Annotated in this window: 20 protein-coding genes and 2 pseudogenes; 9 read left to right on the plus strand and 13 right to left on the minus strand. The window is 63.7% G+C overall.

Annotation, left to right across the window (positions count from 1 at the left end; all coding sequences use genetic code 11):
• The 3 genes from A5692_RS00150 to A5692_RS00165 form a co-directional block, all read left to right on the plus strand.
• On the plus strand, nucleotides 1–871 hold an 871-nt coding region (locus tag A5692_RS00150), incomplete at its 5' end, for a MinD/ParA family protein (protein ID WP_156765848.1).
• 255 nt (nucleotides 872–1,126) lie between these two features.
• Nucleotides 1,127–1,474, plus strand: coding sequence for a hypothetical protein (locus tag A5692_RS00160; RefSeq protein WP_068050898.1), 348 nt, complete (start codon nucleotides 1,127–1,129; stop codon nucleotides 1,472–1,474).
• Nucleotides 1,471–3,723: a hypothetical protein gene (locus A5692_RS00165; protein ID WP_068050900.1), complete on the plus strand. Its 2,253-nt coding sequence runs from the start codon at nucleotides 1,471–1,473 to the stop codon at nucleotides 3,721–3,723. Before A5692_RS00160 ends, A5692_RS00165 begins: the two co-directional genes overlap by 4 nt.
• Before the next feature lie 105 nt (nucleotides 3,724–3,828).
• Here A5692_RS00165 and A5692_RS00170 read toward each other — a convergent pair whose 3' ends face one another.
• The 9 genes from A5692_RS00170 to A5692_RS00210 all read right to left on the minus strand — a co-directional run bounded on the left by A5692_RS00170 (nucleotide 3,829) and on the right by A5692_RS00210 (nucleotide 9,218).
• The gene (locus A5692_RS00170) at nucleotides 3,829–4,113 is read right to left on the minus strand and encodes a hypothetical protein (RefSeq protein WP_068050903.1); all 285 of its coding nucleotides are present in this window, start codon (nucleotides 4,111–4,113) and stop codon (nucleotides 3,829–3,831) included.
• A gap of 26 nt (nucleotides 4,114–4,139) precedes the next feature.
• The gene (locus A5692_RS00175; protein WP_068050905.1) at nucleotides 4,140–4,409 is read right to left on the minus strand and encodes a WXG100 family type VII secretion target; all 270 of its coding nucleotides are present in this window, start codon (nucleotides 4,407–4,409) and stop codon (nucleotides 4,140–4,142) included.
• A 70-nt stretch (nucleotides 4,410–4,479) separates the two neighbouring features.
• The gene (locus A5692_RS00180; RefSeq protein ID WP_068050907.1) at nucleotides 4,480–5,292 is read right to left on the minus strand and encodes an ESX secretion-associated protein EspG; all 813 of its coding nucleotides are present in this window, start codon (nucleotides 5,290–5,292) and stop codon (nucleotides 4,480–4,482) included.
• The gene (locus A5692_RS00185) at nucleotides 5,289–6,359 is read right to left on the minus strand and encodes a PPE domain-containing protein (RefSeq protein ID WP_068050909.1); all 1,071 of its coding nucleotides are present in this window, start codon (nucleotides 6,357–6,359) and stop codon (nucleotides 5,289–5,291) included. Before A5692_RS00185 ends, A5692_RS00180 begins: the two co-directional genes overlap by 4 nt.
• A gap of 53 nt (nucleotides 6,360–6,412) precedes the next feature.
• Complete coding sequence (locus A5692_RS00190) at nucleotides 6,413–6,709, minus strand: PE domain-containing protein (protein WP_082962291.1); 297 nt, start codon at nucleotides 6,707–6,709, stop codon at nucleotides 6,413–6,415.
• 54 nt (nucleotides 6,710–6,763) lie between these two features.
• Nucleotides 6,764–7,933 (minus strand): hypothetical protein, encoded by a 1,170-nt coding sequence (locus A5692_RS00195; RefSeq protein WP_068050913.1) that lies wholly within the window; start codon nucleotides 7,931–7,933, stop codon nucleotides 6,764–6,766.
• A gap of 235 nt (nucleotides 7,934–8,168) precedes the next feature.
• The gene (locus A5692_RS00200; protein ID WP_068050915.1) at nucleotides 8,169–8,453 is read right to left on the minus strand and encodes a hypothetical protein; all 285 of its coding nucleotides are present in this window, start codon (nucleotides 8,451–8,453) and stop codon (nucleotides 8,169–8,171) included.
• A gap of 124 nt (nucleotides 8,454–8,577) precedes the next feature.
• Entirely contained in the window at nucleotides 8,578–8,877 is a 300-nt protein-coding gene (locus A5692_RS00205; RefSeq protein ID WP_231984123.1) for a YbaB/EbfC family nucleoid-associated protein, read from the minus strand.
• A gap of 20 nt (nucleotides 8,878–8,897) precedes the next feature.
• On the minus strand, nucleotides 8,898–9,218 hold the full coding sequence (locus A5692_RS00210; protein WP_231984126.1) for a hypothetical protein: 321 nt from the start codon (nucleotides 9,216–9,218) through the stop codon (nucleotides 8,898–8,900).
• A 223-nt stretch (nucleotides 9,219–9,441) separates the two neighbouring features.
• On the opposite strand from A5692_RS00210, the gene eccA reads away from it, so the two are divergent.
• The 4 genes and pseudogenes from eccA to A5692_RS28730 form a co-directional block, all read left to right on the plus strand.
• On the plus strand, nucleotides 9,442–11,268 hold the full coding sequence (eccA, locus tag A5692_RS00215; RefSeq protein ID WP_068050917.1) for a type VII secretion AAA-ATPase EccA: 1,827 nt from the start codon (nucleotides 9,442–9,444) through the stop codon (nucleotides 11,266–11,268).
• Between the two features lie 62 nt (nucleotides 11,269–11,330).
• A pseudogene (locus A5692_RS00220) lies at nucleotides 11,331–12,356 on the plus strand (MinD/ParA family protein); the annotation flags it as partial.
• Between the two features lie 1,783 nt (nucleotides 12,357–14,139).
• Entirely contained in the window at nucleotides 14,140–14,496 is a 357-nt protein-coding gene (locus tag A5692_RS30295) for a DUF732 domain-containing protein (protein ID WP_369804365.1), read from the plus strand.
• A gap of 87 nt (nucleotides 14,497–14,583) precedes the next feature.
• A pseudogene (locus A5692_RS28730) lies at nucleotides 14,584–14,703 on the plus strand (IS3 family transposase); the annotation flags it as partial.
• Between the two features lie 82 nt (nucleotides 14,704–14,785).
• Here the strand turns inward: A5692_RS28730 and A5692_RS00225 are convergent.
• The 4 genes from A5692_RS00225 to A5692_RS00240 form a co-directional block, all read right to left on the minus strand.
• On the minus strand, nucleotides 14,786–15,139 hold the full coding sequence (locus tag A5692_RS00225; RefSeq protein ID WP_197514294.1) for a DUF4189 domain-containing protein: 354 nt from the start codon (nucleotides 15,137–15,139) through the stop codon (nucleotides 14,786–14,788).
• Between the two features lie 235 nt (nucleotides 15,140–15,374).
• On the minus strand, nucleotides 15,375–16,316 hold the full coding sequence (locus A5692_RS00230; protein WP_068050921.1) for an NADP-dependent oxidoreductase: 942 nt from the start codon (nucleotides 16,314–16,316) through the stop codon (nucleotides 15,375–15,377).
• A gap of 29 nt (nucleotides 16,317–16,345) precedes the next feature.
• Nucleotides 16,346–17,278 (minus strand): alpha/beta hydrolase, encoded by a 933-nt coding sequence (locus A5692_RS00235; RefSeq protein WP_156765850.1) that lies wholly within the window; start codon nucleotides 17,276–17,278, stop codon nucleotides 16,346–16,348.
• A gap of 45 nt (nucleotides 17,279–17,323) precedes the next feature.
• A complete protein-coding gene (locus A5692_RS00240) occupies nucleotides 17,324–18,142 on the minus strand; it encodes an SDR family oxidoreductase (RefSeq protein ID WP_068050924.1) in 819 nt (272 codons plus the stop codon).
• Nucleotides 18,143–18,312: 170 nt separating this feature from the next.
• On the opposite strand from A5692_RS00240, the gene A5692_RS00245 reads away from it, so the two are divergent.
• Both A5692_RS00245 and A5692_RS28735 read left to right on the plus strand, forming a co-directional pair.
• Entirely contained in the window at nucleotides 18,313–18,846 is a 534-nt protein-coding gene (locus tag A5692_RS00245; RefSeq protein WP_231984124.1) for a TetR/AcrR family transcriptional regulator, read from the plus strand.
• A gap of 180 nt (nucleotides 18,847–19,026) precedes the next feature.
• Nucleotides 19,027–19,523: SRPBCC family protein (locus A5692_RS28735; RefSeq protein ID WP_231984125.1), on the plus strand; the 497-nt coding region annotated here is incomplete at its 3' end.

Consider the following 19,523-nt stretch of genomic DNA (forward strand, 5'->3'; position numbering starts at 1 on the left):
CTGGCGCCGACTGGTGCACCGGGCCACCGGCGGACGCATCAACCCCGGCCAGTCCCGCAAAGAGCGCGAACGTCAAGATCTGCTGGCCATGATCCGCCAGCCCATCGTTGGGGACTGCCGCATCGCGGTCCTATCGATCAAGGGCGGCGTCGGCAAAACCACCACCACGCTGGGACTCGGATCGGCGCTTGCGCTGATGCGCCAAGACCGGGTCATCGCCGTCGACGCCAACCCCGACCGCGGCACTCTGGCCGAGCGGGTCCGCGACGCCTCGACCAACTCCTCGGTGCGCGATCTGCTGAACGATCCCAACATAACTCGCTACGCCGACGTCCGGGGTCATACCCGAATGGCGGGCAGCCGACTCGAGGTGCTGGCCAGCGAACAAGAACCCGCGGTGTCGGAGGTGTTCGGCGAAGCAGACTACCGGCACACCATCGACATCCTGCGCAACTACTACAACATCATCCTCACCGACTGCGGCACCGGCATCATGCATTCGGCGATGGCAGGCGTACTGGATCTCGCCCACTGCATCGTGCTGGTCAGTTCGCCGGCCATCGATGCCGCCCGCAGCGCCTCGGCGACACTCGATTGGTTGATGCAACACGGACATTCGGCGCTGGTACGCGACGCGCACGTGGTGCTCTCCGCATCCCGCCCGGGATCAGCCGCTCTGAAGCTCGACAAGGTCTACGAGCACTTCGCGTCCCGGTGTCGATCCATCCATCTGATCCCGTTCGACCCGCACTTGGCCGAGGGCGCGGACATCGACGTCGAGTTGCTCAAACCCGCCACGTTCGAGGCCTACCTGCAGTTGGCCGGTGCGGTGTCGCAGACCTTCCCGCGGGTGCACAGATCCCGCCCCTAGTCCACTAGGCCCGTACCGCAGCGGCCACGGACGGTGCTTCGCGACATGTGTTCGAACCCTTTGTGCTGCAACGTAAACCGGAGCAGCTATCCGCGGACAACGCCGCCCTGCCGCAATTCGAATTCTCGGCGAACAATGCCGCGGTGCGCGGCCGGCCGGCCGGCCCCGCCATAGAATTAACCGGCAGTACGGGGTCACTCAAATCGTTGACCGCGAGTAATCTGCGCGCGTCACAGGGCTAACTGGGGGAGTGCGATGACGCTGCTCGTCGACCTGGATCGACTAGCCGGACTCGGGCCGGTATTGCAGGGACTGGCCAACGAGGCCGGGGCTTTACGCACGGGGCCCGCAGCGGGCCCGTACCTGTCGGTGCCGGGGGGCATGGAGCCCGCGGTCACCGAAGCCTCCAGCATCGCTCACGACCTGATCGATTCCGTGCTCGTCAGCGCCGTCAAGCAGCGACTGTCGGAGACCGGGAAGATCATGGTCGACGTGGCCAATCAATACCGCAAGGCTGACAACAGCAACGTCAGCGAGAAGACCGTGATGACCACCTACACCAATGCCACCGGTGACTGGAGCGTTCCCGCGGTGGCCAAGTGAGCCTGACCAAAACCCAGATCGAGGCGTGGAATCCGGCGACGCTGACCGCGATTGGCGACGCCTGGACGGCGATGGGCACGAAGATCGACAGCCTGTTTGGCCGATACAAATCCGCGGTCGCCAACGTCAACGGTGGCCACTGGCAGGGGGTGGCCGCAGACGCCGCGATGACCCGTGCGGAATCCGATCGACAGGCCGCCGCCCGCGTGGTCGATCATCTCGATCGCGTCGCGAAGATCGCCACCGACGGCTTCCACCAGATCGATGCGCCATTGCAGCGGGCGCGCAACGCGATCGCGGGCGCTCAACAGGCCGGCTTCACCGTCTCGGAGAACTTGGTGGTCTCCAAAGCCGACCTCACCACCAGTGCCGATCTGGCCGCTCAGGAACAGTGGCAGATCCAGATCACCAGCGCCGCCGACGCAACCGAACAGGCCGACACCCAAGTCAAAGACGCGCTCAACGCCGCGCGCCTGGACCTGCAGGTCGCGTTCATCCAGCCCGCCACCCTCGGTACCGGTCAAGGCACCAGCGACGGTAACCAACTGCTCAACGATCCCAGGCATCTCAGCGCCGACGAGATTCAGCGGCTCACCGCAGCGGGACTTCTCACCCCGGCGCAACTGACCGCGCTGCAATCCGGTGCCACCGTGGACATCCCGGCCTCGCAGATGCAATACATCAACGCGCTGGCCCGCTCATTGGACGGCAAGTCGCCGCAACAGATCGAGACCATCCTCAACGAGATGCCGGCCGAGGCGCGACAAGGCGTCGCTAACGCGCTGCAACTGCTGTCCACCAACAGCGTGAGCGCCAGCGTCACCGGCGACAGCACGATCCCCGCCCACGGTGCCACGAATCTGCTGCCGCACCAGATGTACGACGCGCTCAACCGTGGCGACTTGATGACCGAGGGATTTTCCCTCGTTGGTGGTTACGGTTACAACACCATCAACCTCAACGGCGTCGCGGCGAACCAAGCCAACGCGGCCATTGCGGCCATGGCCAGCCCCGGGCTCAAACACGGGAGCGGTCTGGACAAGGGCGTCCTCAACGCGGCGCAACAGTACCTGCGCGGTCAGGTTGCCGCCGAAAATGACAAGCAAGCCTTGTATTTCGTCGACGGGCGCGGCCAAGAGCCCAACGCGCCGATGACCGAACAGATGTTTTCTGCCGTCGCCAATGACAAAGCGGCCGTTTCCTCGGAGCTGACCGGGCCGAACGGTCAGACCCTGTTGTCGGACGTATTCAACCATCAATGGAGCGATCACGGTAAGACGGTTTCGCAGCTGTTCAACATCAGCTCTCAAGACGCGGTGGCCGTCCCCGGCGACCGCCCATCGGAAGTGCGCGCGGCGGAGTCCGGCCAGATCGCGCAGACCGTGGCCCAGTACATGTCGAACCACTCCAACGAGCTGCTGCACCTGTCCGGGGATCCTGGAACGGCCGTCGGGCAGCGCAACCCCGACTTGATGATCAACCTGGCGAGCGACCTGGCGCCGTACTACAGCACATTCGCCGGTTCCGAGTCGATACCGGGCGTCAGTCATTTCGCCAACTCCGGTCAGTTGGCCAACATGTACTCGGTGCTCGCCACCAATCCCACCGCCGGCGTGAATGCCGCCATCGCTACCTTCGGGCAGGAAAACGCTCTGGCGACCGCATACGGCAGCGGCCACGCGCCCTACACGTACGCTCAGACCGCAGGCCAGATGCAGCACGCACTCGAAGTCGGCACGCAGTCGGCCGAAACCGCCCTCAACCAAGGCGATGTCTATAAGGCTCAATGGCAAGCCGCGGTCAACGGCGCCAGCTACGACACGGCCTACAAAGCCGCCGGCGCAGTTCTCAATTACATTCCCGAAGCGGGCCCGGTGATCAAGAGCCTGATCGACGTCGCAGGTCCCGCGATCAAGCCTGACGTCGTGGGCATCGTCAATCAAAACGCGGTGCAAAACCCGAGCAATGCCATCCCCAACGAGCACGCGGCCAACCAACTCGACACCAATACCACGGTGCAAAGCATCGTCAACGGCCTGGTGACGAAGGATCCATCGATCGTCAACGATCCAGCGTTCGCGCCATACCGCCACGACGACAACGGCAACCCGACCATCCAGGTCAGCAACCTCAGTGCGCAAGCGGAGATAACCAAACAGCTGTATTCCCGGTACGGAATCGATGTGGGCCAATGGGAATACCAGTTCGACACCGGCATGAACGGCGGGACCATCATCCCCGCCAAGTAAAGCTAACCGTCGAAAAGCGAACCGTCGCGGCCTCTCCGACATTTCATCGCAGGTGTGCCGGGTCCGCGCGTGGCACGGGACCCGGCACATCGGCGGGCCGATTGCTCAGAAATTGCCGGCCAGGTGCGCGTCGAGCGCCCGCGTGTCTTCCTGCTGCTGGGCACCGCCGGCGCGGGTTGCGGTGATGTCGTTGATCACGTTGTCCATCAGCGTCGAAACCTGCTGATGCTTTTGTTGCAGCGCGTCGGCGGCTTGGCCTTCATACACCGAGGACAGCACGCTGAAGACCTTCTCCACTTCTTCGCGCAACGCCTGCGCGTCGTTGACGTTGGATTGAATGGCGTCCAAGTGGTCGTAGTTGGATCCGTAGTCGTAGCGAATCGTGTCCATGCTCAAGTCCTTTCGTTTAGAGCTTGCTACTCGGCGTCGAGGTTGGCGAAGGTGCGCATGTTGGCCTTGCCCGTCTCGGCGACCTGGGTCAAGGCGTTGATGACCGCGGTGAAGTCCTCGTGGTGGTTTTGCATGATGTTGCCGAAACTCTGTGCCTTGTGACCCAGCCAGGAACTGGCGGTCATGGTTTGGGTGCGGTCAAGGATGTTGTTGGCCAAGGCCCTGGCATTCTGCATGGCCTGGTCGACTTGGGCGATCTTGGCCTCGGCCTCCTGTGGCGTCAGGCTGGTGGTCATAGCTCTCTCCTGAGATCTCTGAGATGTCGGTCCTGTCTTGGGGCAATGCTGCGGCGCTTGTCTGCTGCTGTCAGTCCTCCTCCCACCCCTCAGCCGAAATTTCGACAAGCTGGCTGAGTGCCTGCTTGATTGCGTTGTCGGAACCACCTTTGAGTGTGGTCCACAACTGGCCGCTTGGTGAGACACTGGGTGCGGCCACGATGCGGCCACGCCTGGTGCAGAAGACGCCGACTGGGGCAGGACCGCGCAGCAGCCGGTCCGCCTCGAAGCTCAGTGCGTAACAGACGATCTCGGCGAAGGCCAGCCGCGAACCCAGTGCTGAGCCGAACATCATCGCAGTGCGCGCCGGCGCGCCTATCGCGGCCAGCTGGTCGGCCAACCGGGCCGCGTCATGGGTGCCGGTCAGGGCGTCGCTGACCGCGTGCAGCGGAGCGCCGAACGCGGCAACGTCGGCCGGGGGAGCGGCGGGCAAGTGGTGCAGCAGCGGCTTGATCGCCTCCGTCAACACCGGCCTGCCCGTACCGAGATGCAAGGCGACGACGTTGCCCACGCGCCGCGCCCATACCCACAGCTTCCCCCGACGCACCACTGTCACGCGCGCGGTGCCCTCCGGGGTGACCAAGCGCATCGCCAGCTCCCGATCGGGCCGTTCCAGCGCCCACAGCGGGCCGACCAATTCGTCCGCCACCGCATCATCGAAAAGCAGTTCCCGGTCAATGAGTGCGGCGGTAGCGGCCTGCGTCGCCGCTGCCAACTCGGATGCGGTGCCGTGGCGAGGCCGCACACCGAGCACTACGGGCAACGTCTGAACGCCCGCACGCGAGGCCAGCACCATCAGCTCGTCATCGCTGAGTTGCAGATGCGCGCGCAGCGAGGCGATCACAGGCGTAGCTCTCGGTCAACGCCAATCACGGGGGTGGACGCGCCGCCATCGAACATGCGCGCTGCCACCGGCTCGTCGGCCACCGTGTCAGGTGGTGGTCCCTCTGGGACCGCCAGTTGGTCGAACACCGAGGTATCGGGCACCCAGCTGACGCTGGAGGCCAATTGCGACTCGTTCGATGCGCCGGCCTGCCACCAGGGCTGCTCCGAGTAGCCCAGGCCCGCACCGGGTTCGCCAGCGCCGTCGAGTGGCTCGCCCGCCTGACTCGACTCGTACTCGCGATTCTGGTCGGCTCTTCCCAGTGCGGCAATGGGGCCATAGCCGGCGCCTGCCGCGGTGCCTCCGGTGCCGGCCGCGCCCGTTGCAGCAAACCCGTTCTGGTGTAGAGGCTTTGGCTGGGCGGTCGGCGCGATGCCGGTGGCCAGCATCGGCGCCAGCGGCGGGGCCGAAACGGTGGTTGGCGAACCACGCCCGCCGGCCCCGGACGACCGATCCTGGGCGTGCTCGGCCGGTGCCGGGCCGTTGCGCGAGACCTGCGGCGGGGAGGCCTGATCCCACGGTTGGGCCAGATCCGAGACCGCGTCTTCGTAGTGAGCCATCACTGCGGCGGCGTCGGCCTGGCTTGTGGTCGCCGCCTCGTCGAGTTCGGCGAACCGACCGGTGAGTACCGCACCGCTATAGGCGGCCAATGAGGCCATCATGTCGTGCGTGGCTTTGGCCTGTAGCGCTTCGGGGACGCTGGGCATCGCCAGCCAAGCTTCGGTGGTGGCCATGGCGGCTTTTTCGGCGCGCTGGCCGTTGGTGGCGGCGCTGAGGGCCAGTGCTTGCAGCCACCGTCCGAATTCCTCTAGGCGCCCTACCGCCGCAGTAGAGGCCTGGCTGGTCCACGCGTCACGCAGCCGGTCGACCAGCTTGTCGAAATCGGTTGACACACCGGCGAGTTCTCTGGCCACCCGCTCCCATGAGGCGCCGGCTTCGCCCACCGGAGCCGGTCCTGGGCCATCAGTGAGGTCGCGGGCAAGCTGCTCTGTGCTGCGCGATTGCCACACCACATCCGTGAAACCCACGCCCGGACCTCCCTTTCCCGAATAGCGCGTCCAATTCCCCCGGGCGAAATCGGCTAGGTGATCGCGTCCCCATCGAAGGTCGCGATGCTGCCCGACTGCGCGCGTAGGGTCGCACCTACGTCGTGCAACTGGCCGGCACCCTGGCCGGCGGCGGCCGCAAACGACCGGTATACATCGTTGAGAGTGGCTGCGACACGCTCGGATACCTCGTCGCGACCCGATGCGATCACAGTGAGGTTGGCCGTCTCGTCGGCGATCACCCGCTCGATCCGATCAGCCAGCGTCGCGAGTTGGCTGCTAACTTCGGCCACCTCCGAGGGCCGAATCGACAGGGCTGCATTATCACTCACTTCGTTCTCCTCCCCAGTGCATCGGCAGTTTCGACAGTTCGACGGCCGCGGCCCCTAGATTCGCAATGCCACGTCGGGTGGCTCATTGGGGTCGGATTGTCCGATAACGGCGGGCGCGGCGGTTCCCAGGTCCCCGACGATCTCGCCGCCTTGGTCCGTGGTGTGCAAAAACGGCGGTGAGGTATGGCTGCTCCCAGCACCGAGTCGCGCCCCACCGGGCGCCATCGGGCTGCCGCCGCCCATCACGCCCGCGCCGGGCGCCCCCGCTGCCGACGCGGGCCGCGCTCCTGCTGTCTCGACGGCAGCGGTACCGCTGGGTGGCTGCACCATCGCCGATGTGGGGATCGACCGCGCCGCCGCAGTGGCCGCGCCGCCGGCGCCTCCCGCGACATGACCGGCGGCACCCGCTGCGCCCCTGGCGCTTCCATGTATCGCGGTGGCCGCGGCGTCAGTCAGCGGAGCGGCAGCCAGACTCCCCGGGCCGCGTGCCGCGTTGCCCGCCTGCATCACCGATTGCAGACCCTGGCTCAGCGAGCTGGCCCCGTACGACAGCGCCTGCGGGGCTGCAGACATCAATGACGACGCCAGTCCGCTGGTCCCGCCACCGGCCGAGCCGGCCGCGGCCGCCGTTCCCGCTGCGGCTGTCCCGGCGGATCCGGCCGCAGCGACTTGCGGGGCAGCCGTCACGGTGACCGGCGCTCCGACGGCGGTCACCTTGGCGGCCTCGGCGCTCAACGAAGCCTGAAGTTGGGTCATCACCTCGGCTGTCGACGTAATCGCATGGTTGGCCGCGGCAATAGCGGCCGCCCACCCCCAAGGGAAAACGATATTGGGTCCGATTGCGGCCAAGGTGGATTCAAATTCGCTGATGATCTCGATCAGCCGCGATCGCGCCTGCGCGACGTCGGCCGTCGCGGTGGTCAAGCTGCTGCGCAGCGCATCGGCTTGCGCTGCGACCTGCTTACCGTTGGCGATCGCGGCGGTGGTCTTGTCGACGGCAGCGCCGCTCGAAACGCCTTGCCACATCCCGCCGAGCGACCCGAGCGCCTGCTGCAGAGGCCCGCCGGTCGACTGAAAGGCGTTGGTGATTCCGCCCAGCATCTGGGTGGGATCCAAGCCCTGAAAAGCGCCGCTGCCCAAAGTTCCCAGCGCCGACGTCACGGGTTGGATCAGCGCGCTCGGATCCATCGGGGTGATCGGCGCGGCTGGGGCTTGTTGGCCCATCGGCGCCACGCTCGTCGGTTCCCCGCCAAACGGTGCCGTCCCACCAGTAGCGGTCGGGTCAGCAAAGGAGGGGAAACCCAGACGCGCGAGAATTTGATCGACTGGCAAATTCAAATATTGCTGCAAATTCTGCTCTTGCGCGTCGATAACCGCTGCTGTGTCGGAGTCGAGGAGCTGTGGCGCGAACCGGCCCGCGGGATCAGTTGGCGACGAAGACGTGACCATCGGCGCTTGGCTACCCGCCGTCGGCGCCGACAATGGCGGCCCTGGACGTGTCGGTGGCCGCCCCGACGCCGGCATGTACCGCGCCGACGAGCAACGTGGCGGCCAAATTCCTTGCCTGCGCGGGCCCGTACGCGGCGAGGTATGTCGCGCCGATTGGTCCGAGTGCTGCAGCCGCGGCCGACAGCATGGCCGCGGAATTGGACGATCCAGCGGCGGTAATCGCCTCGGACGCCGCCTGGGACACCGCAGAAAATTCCGCCATTCCGGCGGGTGCCGCGGAAAAAACGTCACTCATGTGTCGGTACTTTCCCGGTTGATGTGGTCACGTGCGGCAAGGGACAAAGGGCAATATAACGAAACGGTAACGGCTCCGGTAGTCAGCAAACTTGAACTCTGGTGCAACACAAAGGAAAGTCCCATCAATCCGACACTTTCTGTTGCTGCAGCTGTGCTAGACGGGCGCCCAACTCGGACGCCAGGTAGTTGCACCGCTCGGTCACCAAAGCCTCCGCGACGCGTGCGGTTTCGACGATGAGCGCGGCCAACACACTGGGCCCAAGCCGGTGCGCGCTCGGGCCAAGCCACAGATCGGTCATCGCGCCATATCCGTCGACCCGCACCCTGACGTTATGGTCACGGCTGGTCACCCGCACCGACATCGATTTAATCTGTTCGTCGACGGCCGCAACCAAATCACGCTGCTCTGCGAGCCTCGCCATGACTGCTTCGGCCAACCCGCTCACAGCGAACTCCGCCGTGCGGCCGTAGGCGTCTCCGTATCGCCGAAGGTCTCCTGCTCGGCACGGGCAAGGTCACTTTCGCTGGCCAGGTGCAATTCGCGGATCACCGTTGCACCGAAACCCATTTCGGCCAATGTTCGCCGCCGCGCGACCTGGGCCCGCGCCGCCGACAACCGACACAACGCGAAGATCTCGGCCGCGAGTCGTTCGGGCGGCTTGTTCAGTTCTACCGCGTCGAGGTGCAGCGCAACCGGCAGGCCGCGTTCATTGGTACGAACGCATATCGTGCCGCTCAGCGAGCGCACTGGCTGCTGCGCCACGCTCAAGCCTCCCCCCGGAAACTGATACGACACCGCTGTCCGTACATCGCGGTGGCGTGGTACCCCTTTGAATTTAGTACACTGGCGGAGCCCGGTCACGTTCCCATGGTCATTAAACGGAACGTGAAAAGTAAGTTACCACTTGGTGTTTGACTGCACAGATCGCAAGAGCGAGCCTTCTCCGCATGAGCCCGACGCGCAGTGAGGAGACACGACAGCGCCGATGAGTGGCACCAGCGATGCGCAGCGGGCGTTTGATGCGGGCGTGCTTTCGCTCGGCATCCCGATCGAGGGCCTCGAGACCCAACGCGACTTGCGCTATGCGGCGCTGGCTTTCAAGCGGGCGACCGAATGCGACCCCGACATGTGCGATGCCTGGTTAGGACGTGCGGTCGCCGGCGAGGTTACCGCCGAAGTGATCTATCACCTTTATCGGAGCAGCACCATCTCGTTGGGCCGTGAACAGCGCCGGCTGGGACTGCCACCGCGCACCATGCGGGCCCGATTCGAAACCGGCCTGTTCCTGGACTATCCACTGAGCACCCTGACCGAGATATGGCTTGCCTACGCGGCCAGCATGATCAGCTTCCGGGAGTACGACGAGGCCGAGCGGGTGCTCGACGGGCTGGGAACGATGCACGCGGCGCTGCCCGGCAGGGAACCCGGTTCGGAACCGATCTGTGCCTACATCCGCGGCGTGCTGCACTTCACCACTCAACGCTGGCCCGACGTCCTGACCGCACTGAGGGACTCGGCCGCCTTCACCGATGAGTACCTGGCGGCAGGTGCCCACTTGATGGTCGGCTCGGCGTGCGCGCAGCTCGGTCTGTTCGGCGAAGGGATCCGGCGACTGGACCAGGCCATCGATGGGCCGATTCCGGCGGCGCGGCGGGCCGCGGAGTTTTGCAAGGGCTTGACGCTGCGCGAGATGGGGAACGAACACGAGGCCCGCACCATCTTCGAGCGAATCTACAGCGAGGAGCCAACATTTGAGGCGAATGCCTCCGCCCTGGCAGACCCGAAATTCCGGCTCGTCGTCACGACCAGCGAAGACATCGACTCGCGCGCCAACCGGTGGGATCCGTCCACCGCCGACCCCGGCCGTTCCGCCGACACCGACCCCGGCCATGACTACCTGCGCGAAGCTCAGCAGCAGCTAGACCGGCAGATTGGCTTATCGGAAGTCAAACTGCAAGTCGCCAAACTCAAGTCGGCGGCGATGCTGGCCAAAGTGCGCGGTGACAAAGGGCTTAGCACCGCCGCGCGCAGCCTGCACCTGGTGTTCACCGGGCCGCCGGGCACCGGCAAGACCACCGTTGCGCGCGTCGTCGCGCAAACGTACTGCGGGCTGGGCCTTCTGAAGACCGCGACCATCGTGGAGGCGGCGCGCCATGATTTCGTCGGCCAGCACCTGGGAAGCACAGCCATCAAGACCACCGCGACCATCGATTCCGCGATGGACGGTGTGTTGTTCATTGACGAGGCCTACTCGCTTATTCAAACTGGGCTGGCCGGCGGTGATGCCTTCGGCCGTGAAGCTGTCGACACCCTGCTGGCCCGGATGGAAAACGACCGTGACCGGCTGGTTGTGATCATCGCCGGATACGACGACGAAATCGACCAGTTTCTGGCGTCCAATGAGGGCCTGGCGTCGCGGTTCACCAAACGCATCCGCTTCAGCACCTACAGTCCCGACGAGCTGGGAGCAATCGGGAGAGCGATCGCACGATCGCGTGACTCCGAGTTGTCCCCGCAAGCCTACGAAGAACTGGTTGCCGCCTGCCGTGCCCTGCATCAACGTCAGGCCGCTGACGCCTCCGGCCGACTTCGGCGCGGAATCGACGTGGTCGGCAACGCGCGGTTCGTGCGCAACGTCATCGAGGCCGCCGAGGACGAACGCGAATACCGGCTGTCCGAATGTCACGGCGCCAGCGTCGAAGACCTCGACGAAACCTTGTTGATGCGCATCGAACTTTCCGACATGCAAGCGGCACTGCAGCAGGTGCTCGGTCTGCTCACCGTTCACTCAACGACCGGAAAGTCACCATGATCCATCCCGACGAATTCGATCGAGACGGCAACGGCCGCTCGGCCGGCGACCAGACCCCGCCTCCGCCGGTTCCACAAACCGCGCGGGCATCGACGCCGTTCACCAGCACCGCGGCAGCTAACTCGCCCGACCTGCCTCGCGCCCGTATGCCCAGCAACGCCGAACTGGGGCTTAGCCGGACCCGCCCGGTGCCGCGCGCTGGATGGCGCAAGAAGCTGCATCAGGTCACCGGCATCAACCCGGGTGAATCGGCTGAGCAGGCTCGCCACCGGGCCACCCTGGAACGAATCAACCAGCCCGTGCGGGGGGCCTTCAGCATCGCGGTTCTGTCCCAGAAGGGCGGGGTCGGCAAGACGACCACGGCCATCGGCCTGGGTGCCACTCTGGCCACCGTGCGCGGGGACCGGGTGATCGCGGTAGACGCCAATCCGGACTTCGGCACCTTGTCGCAGCGTGGCCCCAACGAGACGCGCTCAACCGTGCGCGACGTGCTCCTCGACGAGAACATCGTGCGCTATTCCGATATTCGCCGTCACACCTCGCAGGGGTCGAGCAGGCTGGAGCTGTTGGCTTCAGAGCGCGATCCAGTCACCTCAGAAGCCTTCTCCGACAACGATTACCGCGGCGTGCTCAGCGTACTGCGCAGGTTCTACAACATCATCTTGACCGACTGCGGTACTGGGCTGGTGCACTCGGCTATGAGCGCCGTACTCGACGAAGCGGATGTCATCGTGGTCGTGGCTTCGCCCGCTATCGACTCGGCGCGCAGCGCCTTGGCAACGCTCGACTGGCTCGAGCAAAACGGTTATGCGCACCTGGTGGCGCAGACGACCGTGGTTCTCAGTGCATCGCGGCCCGGTCCCACGGGGCTCGATGTCGACCTGCTGGCCAGCCACTTCGTCCCGCGTGTGCGCGCGTTGCACATCATCCCGTTCGACGACCATCTAGCCGAAGGTTCGGAAATCAATTTCGACCTGCTCGGCCGACAAACCCGGCATGCGTTCCTAGAGTTGGCTGCAACGATCGCCGACGGATTCAGCACGTTAAGCGCGCGTTCCAGGGACCAAGGTGCTCAACGACCGGACTGACCCAGCAATTGGCTCGCCGGGGGAGCGTTCGGACACGCCGCCCCGAAGCGTCACAGTGACGAAATACGCTGTCTCGCAGCCAAGTTCGCTGATCTAAGAACCGCACCGGGCTTCGCGTTACCCAGCGGCTGCCGCTGATTGGCCGGGGACAGTACGCGTCGCCGGCGGACTCGAGCCACGTATCGCGTTAGTGGTTGCAACGAGGACTTGTCTGGGTCGTTGAGCTGTCGCGCCCGCGACGAGGTTCCATCCGGATTTGCCCGAACTGGTACCGGTGTGTGTGCTCATGAGGGCTTGACCGTATCCACTGGCGCAATCTCCAATAGCCCAGCGGGCGATAGCAATTCGTCACCGTGACGTATTGGGGTGCTGTGACCGGGGAGAGGGTTGGGGCTATGGATCGGGGCTGTCGGCGGCGGACCGTCAAATCTGGGCCGCTTGCATTGCATGGGTGGCGCTCAGCAGGCTACCTAGTCGGACGTAGCCGCGTGATGGCATGACATGAATGCCGGACTAGCGACGGCTCGCGGTACGGGACGGCGCCGGGGCGGGCATGCGGCGGATGTCTACCCGCGGCGGATGTCTACCCGGATCACGTTCGAGTGCTCTTGATCCGCATGGCCTGGTACCCCGTTATGCCGATAAGCGACATTATGTCAAGTTAACCACTGTATATTGCATCAGATCAATCAACGCCTGGCCGCTTGCCCGCCACCACTGGATCGACAACCCAGTTATCTCTCATCGGCAGCTCCGCGAGCTCTGCATGCGGGCGCTGCACGCCGCCCTCAAACTCCCAACATGACGGTACACTCCGCCAATTCCACCGGGCAGGAGGAATATCTGGAATTGAATATGGAGGGTTACCAGTAAACCTCGCTATGTTCGTCATCACGCTGTGCGCCAGTACTTTTCACGGGCGACACGACTGACCCTCACCGGCCACACCAAGTCGATTTGGCCAAATCGCCCCGAGGTCAACGGTTATGATCGATTGCGCCAGATTGCATGGCCTCCTTCCGTGGAGACCGCCGCGACAAGCGCCCCCGGTTCGTATAGCGCCGCCGCCTTACCCCCGAGCTATCCGGGCGGTACATCCCTTTCGATTCCAACAACCTCACGTAATTCTTCTCAATGGTCAGACTGTCACTGGACCACTCGGAGAACACGCAACTTCGGCATGTGTGACCAAAGCCCTCTCCTTTGAGGTCATTCGCAGGTATTTGCTGGTGTTCGGAAGTTCCATGCTCAGGTGAGTTGGGGCTTTGGGCTGGGATAGTGCCCTACGGCCCCTGATCGCGGGCAGGGATTGCGATGAGAAAAATGGGGAGGATGTCATGATCAAGTTTCTGGGCATCACCGGCGTTATCACCACCAGCCTGACCCTGTTACTCCTGGCTGCGCCCCCAGCTAATGCTGTCGAATGCTTTCTGCCGAACTGCTACGCAGCGATTACGGTTACGGGTGCGGATGCGAGCACCACATTTGGGCCTATAGGGCGTTTAACTACCCGTCAAGTAAAGCAGCCCTCGACGCCTCGCTTACAGGGTGTTTTAAATTGCCGAACGGACTCTATTGTAGCTTGATTGCCGAAAAAGCCGGGCTGGGGTGCGTCGCAGTGGCGAACGACCGCACCACCGGGGAAGGGCCGACAGAAGACGTCGCATTCCAAGGCGCGACGAGAAATGGAGTAGTTAATGATGAGGAAAATCGAGTCGGGAATGTCAAATGCGACAGTTGTAAGGGCCGGGAAGGCGGCCTCATGAGAAGCGCAATGAGAGCCATGCTCGTCTGTGTTTTATCTGGCTCATTTATTGGCGCTTCACTTTTCGGTTTGGGGTTGGCGCGCTCTCACGCAGACACAGAAGCTGCTTATCTGTCTCTAGTTAAGCGTGTTGCGGTTACAAGATTGCCCGGTGATGCGACACTACTTAAATTGGGGCATGGCGTGTGCAATTTCTTGAGTAAAGACGAGTACCATAACTTTGACGGTGTTTCGGGATCCGCGGATGGGGTTATGGAATATCTAGATGGGACACAGAAAGATAGAGGACATGACTCCGGGGTTATTGTTTATGCCGCTGCCAAATATTTGTGCCCCGAAAACCTTGCTCTCGTGGAGAGGTGGCGCGATAGTTAGCTAAGGTGCCCTGACCCCGTTCGGTTGATCCATGGCTTATGAGAGTCTTGCAGCCCACGACGTGGGCAGGGAAGGCTCAACAGGATCATGGCGACGAGGAAGCGGCATAGCCCGGAGCAGGTTGTGCGCAAGCTGATGGCGGCCGATCGGCTCTTGGCCGAGGGCAAGGACACCGCGGCGGTGTGCCGCGAACTGGGTGTCTCCGAGGTCGCTTCCGACACTCTTCAACACAGAAACTGCGCTCCTCAAGTGAACGGTATTCGGGCTAGTGGGGATCAGCGCCCAGCAGTTACGTCGAGCACTTCTCTATAAAAATGCTGCCGCCGTTGTTCTGCGCAAGGGCGTCCTGCTCGGCCTCCTCGATCGTCGCGCCGGCCCCGCCGTGCCAACGACCGTTAGTAGACCACAAGACGGCGAGTGCGGCACAGCCGTTCTTGCTCACCGCAGCCATTTTGCATTCGGTGCCGCCGTTCCGGACGCACATGTCGTTTGCGGCTGCCATGGCAGCTTCCTTCGTCGGGACGTTGTTGGCGTAACCGTAGGCGGTGTTACCGACGGTGCTCGCCCGTGAGTAGTAAATCGCGACCCATGTGTCCGCGGCATGGGCGGGTACCACAGTAAACGCCGCCATCGCGGCGGCCATCCCCGTGCCTCCGGCGACCTGCGTCGCGAGTCGCTTAATAGACATTCCGACTCCTCCTACCTATTACCGGGCGAGCCTGCGGCATCGCCTATGTATGTGGATGACACTAAGCTTCAGCAAAAATCGCTGATGGAGCCCAATGGCACGAGTCTGTGGGGCCGAACGTCCTTGTATGCGAGAGCCCCGGGGGCGAGTTGCTCCCAACGCCGCTGTCAATCAACGGCAGCCGGCTGGCTCAGCCAGGCACAATGATGAGCTTGCCCCGCTTGGCGAATCCGTTTTGTTCGAGTTGCGTAAGGGCTGAGATTGATTGCGATAGTGGCACCGTTTTGGCGATGGGTAGCCCCAGCACCCCTTCGCCGGCGGCTCTCGCGACCGCCTCGATATCGGTTGTGACTGCCTTGGCGATCACGACGTGGAATGGGCCAGGCAGGGCGCTCCTGAGCATGTTCGCTGGACTCGGCTTGACGCTGATGATACGGCCGTTGGGTGTCAACATCTTTCGGGCATCTCTGACCGGTAACGTGCCGGCGGCGTCCAGGACGACATCGAATCGGCGTGTGAGGGCGGTGGGATCGAAGTCGAAGTCGACGATCGGATCGATACCGAGCTCGCGTGCCTCGTCCGCCGAGCCGGCCCGGCAGCTTCCCGCCACGGCCGCCCCGTGTGCCAACGCGAGTTGTACCGCCGAGCGGCCCACTCCCCCAAGGCTTCCGTGCACGAACACCGACTCACCATGCTGCAGCTTCCCTTCGTTGAACAGGGCTTGGTAGGCGGTCAGACCGACAGTGGGAATGGCGGCCGCCGCCTCGAATGTCAAGGCGGCGGGCTTCGTGACGACACCTTTTTCTTCGGCGACGACCACGTCGGCGAACGCGCCTGACCACTTGATCGGCGGTCCCCCGAGCACTTCGTCACCCACACGAAGCCGAGTCACGTCGTCACCGACAGCTTCGACGATGCCGGCGAAGTCGTAGCCCATCCCACGTGGGAAGGTTCGGCCGGTCACCATCTTCATCGCGCCGTTTCGGATACCGAAGTCCATCGGGTTAGCAGCGGCCGCGCGCACCCGGACGAGAACATCGTCGGCGCCGAGTTTCCTGGGCTCGAAGCCTTCGAGCCGCATGACGTCCGGTCCACCGTAGCGGTGGTACTGAATTCGCTTCATCGTGGGCATGTGAGTTCTCCGATTAGTGGTGTCGTGTGTCAACGGGATAGGGGCATTGCCAGAACAGATTCGAGGAATGCCAACGTTCTGTAATGCAGCGGAGCCGCGTTGAAGTGAGCAGACCCGTGGTCGCCGCCGACGATCTCCACCAAGTCCGCCCGGACCCCCACGGCTGTGAGTGCGCGATGCAGGCGCCGGCTCTGCTCGATGCCGACGCGACGATCCCTGTCCCCGTGGGCGATCAGGAAAGGTGGCGCGCCGGGATGTGCCAGGCGGCACAGGTTTCCCCGCTCAACCACCTGCGGTTGGCTGGATGGCACGAATCCGAAGAAGCGCGCCAGCGTGCTGTCGGGACCGTGCATTCGTTCGATGGCGTCGGGGTGTGCGTCCTCATCGTGTTTGAGGAAATCGGTGGGTCCGTAGTGCTCCACGACAGCGGTCAGATCGCAGGACACTTCCGAGTAGGGTTCGTGGCTGCTCACCAGGTCGCTGTTGTCTCCGGCAAGCGCAACGGCGCTGATGAGGTAGGCGCCTGCGCTGGAACCGAAGCCCACGATGCGCTCAGAATCCAAGCTGTAGCGATCCGCGTTGGTCCGTACCCAGCGCACGGCCGTAGCGACATCTTGGATCGCGGCAGGAAAGACGGCCTCGCCGCTCAGCCGGTACTGGACCGACGCCACCGCCAGTCCAGCCTCGAGCAGAAATCGCCATGGGCCCATTTGCTTGATGCCGGTGAAAAAGCCTCCCGGATGTGCGTACACGATCACGGGAACCGGTGTGGCTACAGGGTGGTGCGGGATGTGCAGATCCATGGTGAGTTGCCGAAATCCGATGCGAGTGGCGTACGGGCGATCCAAATAACTCGCTACCCGGGGGAAGACTTCGACCGGTGCCAGAGTGTCGAATTCGGGCCGGAGCACTGCCGAGAGCATTTCGTCAGGGATATCGACTGGCATGCCGGGAATGTGCAAGGGATGACTCCTCTCGAAATATTCTGCAGTAGAGGCTATTCCGCCTCATGGCCCATGCGGCGCGGTCTCGGTGAGAGCGCCGCCGAGCAGCCAGCCGAACATCTTGGCCGACAGGGATCGCGGAATCAGATGTTTGACCAGAAGATCCGCAGTGCTGTTGGTGACGCCTGGGATGACGCGCGCCCGCGCGCCCAGGCTGTTCAACGCCACCTCGGCAACCTGCGACGCCGTCATTCTTGGGCCGCTGATCTTCTGGGGGTCAAGGCCAAAGGATTTTTCGGTGATTTCGGTCTTCGTCATCCCGGGCGAGAGGACCAGGACGTCGACGCCGTCTTTTTTCAGTTCGTAGTGCAACGCCTGGCCGAGTGAGGAGATGTACGCCTTGGCCGCGGCGTAGTTGGCCACGTAGGGCACGGCGCTGGCGTCGAGGCTGGACGCCACCAATACGATGGCTCCGCGACCCCGCCGGACGAAGGCATTGCCGAAAACGTAGGCCATCTGCAGTGGCACCACCGCATCAAGGGTGAGGACGTTGAGTTCGTAGGCAAGCGAACTGTTGACCAGTGGCCCTGCAGAAGAGATGCCGGCATTGGCCACCACTAACCCGATGTCGAGATCAGTGACCCGATGGGCCAATTCGTCCACTGCGCCCTCAGCAAGTAAATCAAGGGCGAGCACGACACTGTCCGTGCCGTGTGCTCGGGAGAGCTCGGTGGCTAAGGCGTCCAGACGGTCTTTGCGGCGCGCCACCAAGATGACGTTGACGCCCGCCGCACTGAGGTGGCGTGCGAATTGCTCTCCGATGCCTGAGGACGCCCCGGTCACGAGTGCGTACTGTCCGTAGGCTGCGCGAAGATCTTTCATTCCGGTTCCTGTCTGCGCAGGGGTGGTATTCGGGCGCCGGCGGCACGGCACCAGGTGTCATCACACTACATTAGTACGGCACTTGGTGTCATCACTACGTCTTCGCGCTTTAGAATGCGGATATGAGTCGGTGGGAACCCAACGCGGCCCAGCGATTGGGAGCCGCGGCGGTGGAATTGTTCGCCGAGCGCGGATATGAAGATGTCACGGTCGTCGAGATCGCTGAGCGCGCGGGATTGACCAAACGGACGTTCTTTCGTCACTTCGCCGACAAACGCGAGATTCTATTCCGCGGCCAGGATGCCTACCGCGGCATGTTCGCCGACGCCATCGCCGGTGCGCCCGACGAAGCCGGCCCCATGGAAGCGATCGGGGCCGCACTGACCGCGTTCGCTGCCGGCTTCACAGACGACCGCCGCGAACTTGTGGCCAAACGTCAAGCCGTCATCGACGCCAATCCCGAACTCAAAGAGCGAGACCTGCTCAAAGCCGCCGCCCTGACAACGGCGATAGCTGACGCGCTGGTTGCGCGCGGGGTAAAACCGCCTGTCGCGAACCTGGCCGCCAACTTCGGCGCACTCGCCCTCGCCGATGCCTTCCAAAGTTGGCTGCAACCCGGAAATCGGAAATCCATGACCACGCTTGTCCAGCAAGCGCTCCGAGACCTCGACACCGCAGTAAAAGCGCTGCACCAAAGCCCCTGACAGGTATTTGGCGCGGCGAATCCAAACGAGCATCACCGTGCCTCCCCTGAACTAGCCGAGATGGCCGCTTGAACTACCCCGGGTTTTGTTCTGATACAACTGACCGGGACAGATCAAGTCGCTATGCGGCTTGGGGTTGGGGGGTCAGCGACGATCCGAATAAGCGCGCCAGCCCCAGATATGTGGAAGCTAGTCAGCGACGTCAGGCAGATCGGACGATTCAGCCCAGAAACCATCCGGGCCGAATGGCTCGAGGGTGCGACAGGTCCTCACCCCGGTGCGAAGTTCCGCGGTCGGGTCAAGCACAACGAAAAAGGACCCATCTGCTGGACGTCGTGCATGATCACCCAGTGTGAGCCCTACCGGGTATTCGCCTTCTCGGTGCGCTCACAGCCGACGGGACTTCCCGATCGCAGCCAAGAACACTTGTCTGCCTCACATGGCGCTACACGTTCGCACCCGACAGTGCTGGAACGCTGGTCACCGAGGAGACGTTGGCGCGGCATTAGGCGCCCCTCCCGGGCCAGCGGATATTCGCTGCACGGCGGCCCTGATATACGCCACCCATCATACCGACGCCTCGGGAACATCGGTCTTGATCCGCGCCAACGTCTCCTCGGTGACCAGCGTTCCAGCACTGTCGGGTGCGAACGTGTAGCGCCATGTGAGGCAGACAA

The sequence above is a fragment of the Mycobacterium sp. E342 genome (genome assembly GCF_001667665.1).
GTDB lineage: Bacteria > Actinomycetota > Actinomycetes > Mycobacteriales > Mycobacteriaceae > Mycobacterium.

Excerpts from the sequence above, each read along its gene's own strand:
- A5692_RS00160 (WP_068050898.1), top strand. The coding sequence starts at position 1,127 with ATGACGCTGCTCGTCGACCTGGATCGACTAGCCGGACTCGGGCCGGTA.
- A5692_RS00170 (WP_068050903.1), bottom strand. The coding sequence starts at position 4,113 with ATGGACACGATTCGCTACGACTACGGATCCAACTACGACCACTTGGAC.
- A5692_RS00175 (WP_068050905.1), bottom strand. The coding sequence starts at position 4,409 with ATGACCACCAGCCTGACGCCACAGGAGGCCGAGGCCAAGATCGCCCAA.
- A5692_RS00195 (WP_068050913.1), bottom strand. The coding sequence starts at position 7,933 with ATGGGCCAACAAGCCCCAGCCGCGCCGATCACCCCGATGGATCCGAGC.
- A5692_RS00200 (WP_068050915.1), bottom strand. The coding sequence starts at position 8,453 with ATGAGTGACGTTTTTTCCGCGGCACCCGCCGGAATGGCGGAATTTTCT.
- A5692_RS00205 (WP_231984123.1), bottom strand. The coding sequence starts at position 8,877 with ATGGCGAGGCTCGCAGAGCAGCGTGATTTGGTTGCGGCCGTCGACGAA.
- eccA (WP_068050917.1), top strand. The coding sequence starts at position 9,442 with ATGAGTGGCACCAGCGATGCGCAGCGGGCGTTTGATGCGGGCGTGCTT.
- A5692_RS30295 (WP_369804365.1), top strand. The coding sequence starts at position 14,140 with ATGCTCGTCTGTGTTTTATCTGGCTCATTTATTGGCGCTTCACTTTTC.
- A5692_RS00225 (WP_197514294.1), bottom strand. The coding sequence starts at position 15,139 with ATGGCCGCCGCGATGGCGGCGTTTACTGTGGTACCCGCCCATGCCGCG.
- A5692_RS00230 (WP_068050921.1), bottom strand. The coding sequence starts at position 16,316 with ATGCCCACGATGAAGCGAATTCAGTACCACCGCTACGGTGGACCGGAC.
- A5692_RS00240 (WP_068050924.1), bottom strand. The coding sequence starts at position 18,142 with ATGAAAGATCTTCGCGCAGCCTACGGACAGTACGCACTCGTGACCGGG.